Annotated in this window: 4 protein-coding genes and 1 pseudogene; 1 reads left to right on the top strand and 4 read right to left on the bottom strand. The window is 58.3% G+C overall.

Features of this window, described 5'->3' with window-relative positions; genetic code table 11:
* Positions 1–304 (top strand): annotated as a pseudogene (locus IVB32_RS00675) (IS701 family transposase); the annotation flags it as partial.
* Positions 305–1,772: 1,468 nt separating this feature from the next.
* Here the strand turns inward: IVB32_RS00675 and IVB32_RS00670 are convergent.
* The 4 genes from IVB32_RS00670 to IVB32_RS00655 form a co-directional block, all read right to left on the bottom strand.
* On the bottom strand, positions 1,773–3,218 hold the full coding sequence (locus IVB32_RS00670) for a CapA family protein (protein ID WP_247409535.1): 1,446 nt from the start codon (positions 3,216–3,218) through the stop codon (positions 1,773–1,775).
* A gap of 1,127 nt (positions 3,219–4,345) precedes the next feature.
* The gene (pimD, locus tag IVB32_RS00665; protein ID WP_247409533.1) at positions 4,346–5,491 is read right to left on the bottom strand and encodes a pimeloyl-CoA dehydrogenase small subunit; all 1,146 of its coding nucleotides are present in this window, start codon (positions 5,489–5,491) and stop codon (positions 4,346–4,348) included.
* Positions 5,492–5,678: 187 nt separating this feature from the next.
* The gene (gene pimC, locus IVB32_RS00660; protein WP_247409531.1) at positions 5,679–6,869 is read right to left on the bottom strand and encodes a pimeloyl-CoA dehydrogenase large subunit; all 1,191 of its coding nucleotides are present in this window, start codon (positions 6,867–6,869) and stop codon (positions 5,679–5,681) included.
* A 264-nt stretch (positions 6,870–7,133) separates the two neighbouring features.
* Positions 7,134–7,446: hypothetical protein (locus tag IVB32_RS00655; RefSeq protein ID WP_247409529.1), on the bottom strand; the 313-nt coding region annotated here is incomplete at its 5' end.

Below are 7,446 nucleotides of genomic sequence, written 5' to 3'. Positions count from 1 at the left end.
GTTCAACAGCGCAAATGATGGTTTATGGACGCGCGGTCTGCTGATCCGTCGCCATATCGCCGATGGCGATCTCGCCTTCTTCACTACCTGGTGCCCGGCGGGAACATCAATTGAAACGCTGGTCGCGATCGAAGGCCATCGATGAGCGATCGAGGACAGCTTTGAAACCACGAAAAACGAGTTCTGGCTCGATCACAACGAGAGCAGATCCTGGCATGGCTGGCACCGTCATGCGTCCTTGGTGATGCTCGCCTTCGCCATGATGGCCGCGATCCGACATCGCGCTAATGCGCCACCGCCAAAAAAACGAAACGTCGCCCCCGGCAAAAGCCAAAGCATAACCACACCGCCACTGATCCGTTGGTCAATCCGGGAAATCCGCCGCATTGCCATCAGACTTGCTCGAAAGCGTATTCAACCCGCACGCACTCGCATGGTCTTTCTGGCGCAGAGCTCACCAGGCTGCCGCTCAACGCGCTCACTTCAAATCAAAAAGACAACTGTAATGTTAGGATCGCCCAGCGCCTGACCAATCTGATCTCGCTCGTTTGCATCTTGAGTTGGCGGGTCTTCTGGATGACGATGCTCAACCGTTCCGCTCCAGACGCGCCGCCAACCCTCGCGTTGACCGCGACAGGAATCGGCGTGTTCGATAGCCTCGTCAACGACAAACCCAAAGCGAGACAGAAGACGCCTTCGCAATTCTCAATCAAGATCGCCCGGCTCGATGGTTATCTCGCCCGCGCCAGCAATCCGCCCCCGGCAATACGGTCATGTGGCGCGGGCTGTCGCGCCTCACTGACATCGCGTTAGGCGCCTTGGTCGGAGGAGAATTTGTGGGTAATTGAAAGCCTCACCGGGGCTTACTAGGGGTAGCTGGGCGGCCAGACCGTAACGGCTCTCGCTGTTGAGATCGCCTCGGCGGCAGCTCCGGTATCGTTGAGCGCGCTGCGACCCGCCGCTCCATCGCCTACAACATCATCGAGATCGAGCTTGGCGCGACTGTCGCGTCGGCGTTGATCGGACCGTAGACCCTGCCCGCGGAAACGTGTTCTTGAGCTTCTGAAACGTCGATGATCCCGACCTGCAACATGCAAAGCCTGACCCTTGCGGTTCTCACTTATGTGTCAGACGAGATTATGTGGCGGAGCACCCTAACGCCGGCCAGGGTCGGCCACGGCTGGATTCCGACGTCACATAACCATCAGATCTGGTCAGCAGCTGCAGGAAGTGTTGTTCCGCCGGATGCGCGCGCTGCTTCGCCTGAGACGTGCGCCTCTCGAGACCGCTCGCATCGTCTGGACCTCGCTAGCGGCGTATCGATGGGTTGTGCGACCTGAACATGGCCAAGCAAGGCCTGGATCGTTAGGGGTCCACGCCTGACCGCGCAAGCTCATGGCGAGGGAATGCCAGGAGATGTGCGGCCATCTCGACTTGCCCTACCAGCTTGGCCTGATCGGGTAGGCCCGGGAGGCGGCACGCCGCTCGATGTGTGCGGCGCCGAAGGATTGCCTTTGCTGCGCGCCAGCGCTCAGTTCGCGCTGAGACGGCGCGAGCCTTCACACCCGTTCATTTCAAAGAGCCACTCGGCTTTTGTAGCAAAATTCACGTTGACAGCACGATTAGCGATCGCGGTTTATGGACCCGAATCCTGCAACATCAGCGATCCGTAGCTGACTAGAAGTAGCATAGGCGAGTATCGGCTGGTGAGTATCGGTCTGCACGATGAAACCGGGATTGGCATTCGAGCGCACTTACGCAATGCCTGCTGGTCACATCGCTTCCGTGCCAAGCGGCGAAGCGGGCGCCAGTCGAATGAGGCCAACGTTGTCTGCGATCGCTATCCGGGTTCCAAATGGTTTCGAAAGCTCCTGAAGACGCTCTAGAATAACGTGTGCGTGTGGTGGTGGGGCTAATTGCGGGACTCCCCGATCGGCAAACCTCCTCGAGTAACCAAGCTCTACGGGATAAAGCCGCAATTCGGCGAGTTGGTTCTGCTCGAATCGGCTGACCGCAATTACGCTCTCGTAAAAGACCGGGTTTGAGAAATCTGTTGCCATCTCCTCAACAGTCACCTCGGCTTCCGTGTCCTCTCGCGGGTCCTTGCCGTAAGCGGCAAACATATCAGCCGCCACAGGCGTATGGAGATCATCCATGATGAAGTTGCCAAGACTATAGAAGATCGGTCGGGCCTTGTAAATCTCGATACCTCGCAGCCGGTGCGGTCCATGCGCGATGTATGCGTCCGCTCCCGCGTCAATTACTCTTCGCGCAAATGATTGTTCGTAATCAGGCGGCTCTTGGCTCCAGATCCCAGGCTCGTGGCCGTGGTTGGTCACTATACAGAAGTCGGCGAATTGCTTTCCACGGCGAACATTTCTCAGTATGAACGCTACATCGCGAGGGTTAGGTTCAAAGTTGTAGCCGATCCTATCGCCGTTCTTGTATGTTACTTCGGCGAACTCGACCTGGTTTCGATCTTCGCTGCGGTGCCTGAAGCCGGGCAGCGCATTGCGTAGCCGCCTCAAAAAATCTAACGTTTCCGGGGGAACGAGGATGCTTCGCGCCAAACGAAGCGCGTTGACTCCTGGTCTGCCGGGCGCCTCGCCTACGGGATCGGCCGCACAAGACAGCGGCGTGAATGTTGAAGCGAACGACACCGATGCCACCCGACCGCGCGTGGTTTCCAGAAACCGGGCCGCGCCAGCTTGTGCAAGGTTCTCGCCAGCGCCTGAATGGACGATCCCATTCTGATCGAGCAATCGGCCCGTCTCACGCATGCCTTCTACACCCCAGTCAAGCGTATGATTATTCGCCCGACTCACGATGTTGAATCCCATCGCTTTCAAGTCGGGTCCAAGCTCTGGTAGGCTTATCACATGAGCGCCGCCGTACTCAGCCTGTGGACTTCCCGTGAACGATCGAATATCGAAGATGTTGGTTTCAAGGTTGCCAAACGCGATATCAGCGTCATGAAGGATCTTGACGATGTCGCCGAAGCCAGGATGCTGACCTTTGGTTAGCGGCCGAGTCACAAGGAGGTCGCCAACTGCAACCATTGTGAAGCCGTCCGCAATGTTCGTTGCAATCGAACCGAGCGTATCATAGCTGCCAGCCTGCTTCACCGAATGGCACCAGTTCTCCTGTGAATAGTTCTCCGTAGACTGGTTCTGCGTGATCGTTCTTTCAATAAAATTCGGGTTGCAGTACTTTTTCATCTTTACTCTCCAGCCGCTTTGTTCATCGCCTCACGTGCCTTGGCTTGCGAATCTGAATAAGACACGCCCCACACAGCCAAGTCTGCACTTGGTCGGAGGGGCCTGAGATTTGAGGTGCAGCACCATTTGTTGCGCGACCTTGTTTCTCTTTCAGAAGATTAGTTCCAGAAAATGAAGCATTATTGTCTTTGCTGGACTTACGTCAGTGTTGCTGCTTTTTTATAGCAAAGGCCGTGCCAGACCCACACCGGGATTAAACGCCTGATCGCACCTAAAAACGTCGCAGTGCTCGATCACGGCTGTGTGCATTGTCAGAGATTCACACGAATTGCGCTCTTTTCGACAGAACACGACGTGATTGGCACGTTGAGAGGTGAGCCCACTGTGAAGCTTTCAATTGCACACATTTGCCCAACCTCTGCTAAGGAGCACACGAGCCATTGCATTGCAAGAATCGACAGTGATTCCTTTTCTGCCGTCGATCCCCGATCGGGAGCGCCATGGCAAAAGCACTCAGCTGGCGTGCAAGGTACGAGGCCAGCACCAGAGCCGCCTTTCTTTTCTTCCTCAGCCTTCGGTCGGTAATTCTAACCGGCCACTTTCAAGGACTCGTGAGCGCGCGCACGATCCGATGGTCCTGTCCTAGGTGCTCCAGGATACGACCGAGCACGGCTGTCAGCGCCGCACTTCAGACGCAGTCGGGATCACCAAACGCACAAACATCGGTCGATACAAGGCGGGCGACTGGGCATCCGAGCCTAATGCCGCTTGGAAGGAAGAGCGCAAATCTCGACTAGAAGACATTCGAGGGACCGTCGCGCTTAGGATCAGCCCTACGCGTGTCCTATCATAAAGAAGGAGGGACCGTACAATGTCGAGGACGATCCGGCACGATCCCGTTCTTGTCGATGATGCCGAAAGAGACATATCCTGAGCCGCTCCAGAGCTGCAAGGAATTTCGTATTTCGACTTGCGTTGACCTTTAGCTGAAGCTTGTATCGACGTACAAACAAGAACGGCGATTCCGTTGAAGCGCAGCGGTCATAGTTCAAGTAATCTCGGACCGGATTGAGGACCGGTGTCCCGTTAGGCGCATCACCGACAAAATCAGCCTTGTCCATAGCACGTCACTTTATCAGCCCGGAGGCCTGACTAATGCGCCGGAGGTGATGCTCGGTGTCGCCGAAGGTGTTCTCGATCATGGTTAGGCGCTTGAAGTAGTGGCCGATCTTCGCCTCCATGGTCATGCCGATGCCGCCGTGCAGCTGGATCGACTGCTCGCCGACGAATTTTGCCGACTTGCCGATTTGCACCTTGGCCGCGGCGATCGCGTTGGCGCGTTCCCTGGCGTTCTCGAAATCGCTCGCCATGGTCGCGAACATCGACATCGAACGGGCCTGCTCGGCGGCGACGAACATGTCGGAGGCGCGGTGCTGCAGAGACTGGAACGAGCCGATCGCGACACCGAACTGCTTTCGCGTCTTGATGTACTCCAGGGTGGACTTGAGCGATACGTCCATCAAGCCGACCGCCTCGGCGCAGAGCGCGACGCGGGCTTCGTCCACCACGCGCTCGATCAGCGCGAGGCCGTCGTCAGGATTGCCGATTGCGGCATCGGCGCCGACCTCAACACCGGTGAAAGTGATGTCGGCGGCGTGCAGGCTGTCCTGCGTGGGGTAGGATTTTTTCGCCACGCCCTTGGCGTCGGCCGGAACCAGGAACACGCCGATGCCGGCGGTGTCGCGGCGGTCGCCCCTGGTGCGGGCGGTCACGACGAGCGTGTCGGCATTCTCGCCGTTGAGCACGACGAATTTCTCGCCGTCGATGATCCAGCCGTCGCCCTTCTTCTTCGCCGTCGTCGAGACGTCGAACAGATCATAGCGCGAATTCTTCTCGAGCTGGGCGAAGGCCGTCGTCTTTCTGCCGTCGATGATGCGCGGCACGTGCGCCGCCTTCTGCGCATCGGTGCCGCCATGACGAAGGAAGCCGCCGCCAATCACGACCGTGGCGAGATAAGGCTCCAGCACCAGCGCCTTGCCGAGCGCTTCCATCACGATCATGGTCTCGACGCCGCCACCGCCGAAGCCGCCATCAGCCTCGCTGAAGGGAAGTCCGAGCAAGCCCTGCTCGGCGAGCTTGCCCCAGACGACTTTGCTCCAGCCGCCCTTCTCCTTCATATATTTCTTGCGGCTCTCGAAATCGTAGGAATCGCTCAAGAGGCCGTCGATGCTGTCCTTTAGAAGCCGCTGCTCCTCGGTCAAATCAAAATCCATTTCTGTTTCCTCAACTCTTAAGTGTCTGCGTGGCGGGCGCCTCTTCACCTCTCCTCCTGCGGGAAGAGGTCCGTTCGCACTTGCGATCTGGCCGAGGGGATACCGCTCTCTCGACAGTGCCTGCGCGGAGAGAGCCCCTCACCCCAACCCCACCCCGGGAAGAGCGGGGAGGGAGAAAGGAGAGAGGTCACAGCCCCAGCACTGCTTTCGCGATGATGTTGCGCTGGATCTCGTTGGAGCCGCCGTAGATCGAGACCTTGCGGTTGTTGAAGTAGCTCGGCGCGATCTGGGCCGTCCAATCCATGGGGTCGTTCGGGCCGTCATCGCCGTGCACGTCGTAGGGCGCGGCGAACGGACCGATCATTTCCATGAGCAGCTCGGTGGTGGTCTGCTGAATCTCAGAGCCCTTGATCTTCAGCACTGACGAGGCCGGATTGGGCTTGCCCTCGCCGTGCTTGCCTTCGTCGGCGACGACGCGCAGCTGGGTGAGCTCGAGCGCCTTAAGCTCGATCTCGCAGGCGGCGAGCTTCGCGCGGAAGGCAGGATCCTGGATGATGGGCTTGCCGCCGGACTCGACCTTCGACGCTAGATCCTTGATGCGGCGGATCCGCTCCTTGGAGACGCCGACCCGGGCGATGCCGGTGCGCTCGTGGCCAAGCAGGAACTTGGCGTAATCCCAGCCCTTGTTCTCCTCGCCGATTAGGTTCTCGACCGGCACCTCGACGTCGTCGAAGAACACCTCATTGACCTCGTGGCCGCCGTCGATGGTCTGTATCGGCCGCACGGTGACGCCCTTCGACTTCATCGAGAACACGATGAAGGAGATGCCCATCTGCTTCTTGGCGCTGGGATCCGTGCGGCAGAGGCAGAAGATCATGTCGGCGTGCTGGGCGAGCGTGATCCAGGTCTTTTGGCCGTTAATGATCCACTTGTCGCTCTTGCGCTCGGCCTTGGTCTTGAGCGAGGCGAGGTCGGAGCCGGAGCCCGGCTCGGAGAAGCCCTGACACCACCAGTCGTCGACATTGGCGATGCGCGGCAGATACTTCTTTTTCTGCTCCTCATTGCCGAAGGTGTAGATGACCGGGCCGACCATGCTGACGCCGAAGGCGAGCGGCCGTGGTGCGGGATAGGACTGCAGCTCCTCGTTGAAGATGTAGTGCCGCACGGATGTCCAGCCGGTGCCGCCATATTGCTTGGGCCAGTGGCTAACGCCCCAGCCCTTCTTGTTGAGGATGCGCCACCACGTCACCATCTCTTCCTTCGAAAGGTGACGGCTCTCGGCCAGCTTGCGCTGCGTGTCCGGCGGCACGTTCTCGCGGAAGAACTGCCGCACCTCCTCGCGAAACGCCTGCTCGTCCTTAGTGAAAGAGATATCCATCCAGCTCTCCTGCGGGCGCTACTCAGTAGCTAGTCGTCAAGGGCACCATCCTGCGGCGCGAATCTGGGCCAAAACAGCCGACTATTCGTTCTACAGAAGGGAAATGGCATAGACTTCGCCCTGGACCGACAAGGCCTCGGCGGACCTGCAGCACAGGAGATGGTCGTCCACTCCAAGATCGTTCGGGAAGACACAACCCATCGAATGGATCTTACGGATTTGACGAATGGGAACGGCCTTATTTTTCATGTTTCTATCGACATTCTAAGCGACGCTCGTCTTGTCGATATGTCCTTGCAGTACGGGCATTTTACTCTCCTTCAAGGGCCAGTTAAGAATACTCGGCAGGCGCCCGCCCGTTCGTCCTCGGCTCACCTTGCGCTCTTGAATGCGGTCGAACCAGATTGGCACCTGTTCAACACAGCAACAAACGTGCCAGCCACACAAACTCTGAGCAACCTTTTGATCCGCTTTTAGGAGAGTTCGTGCGCCACTAGTACCCGGAATCAGAGCTGAGTGATACGGCGGCCTTTGAAGGGGCGTTGACGAACCTTTTTCTTGGTCCAGACGAAGGGCT

Source organism: Bradyrhizobium sp. 23 (genome assembly GCF_023073295.1).
GTDB classification, from domain to species: Bacteria; Pseudomonadota; Alphaproteobacteria; order Rhizobiales; family Xanthobacteraceae; genus Bradyrhizobium; species Bradyrhizobium canariense_D.
The sequence above is the reverse complement of the archived record's forward strand: the minus strand, read 5'-3'. Positions and strand labels throughout refer to the sequence as shown.

Bases quoted from the DNA above. Each gene is read 5' to 3' on its own strand.
- pimC (WP_247409531.1), bottom strand. From the start codon at position 6,869: ATGGATATCTCTTTCACTAAGGACGAGCAGGCGTTTCGCGAGGAGGTG.
- IVB32_RS00670 (WP_247409535.1), bottom strand. From the start codon at position 3,218: ATGAAAAAGTACTGCAACCCGAATTTTATTGAAAGAACGATCACGCAG.
- pimD (WP_247409533.1), bottom strand. From the start codon at position 5,491: ATGGATTTTGATTTGACCGAGGAGCAGCGGCTTCTAAAGGACAGCATC.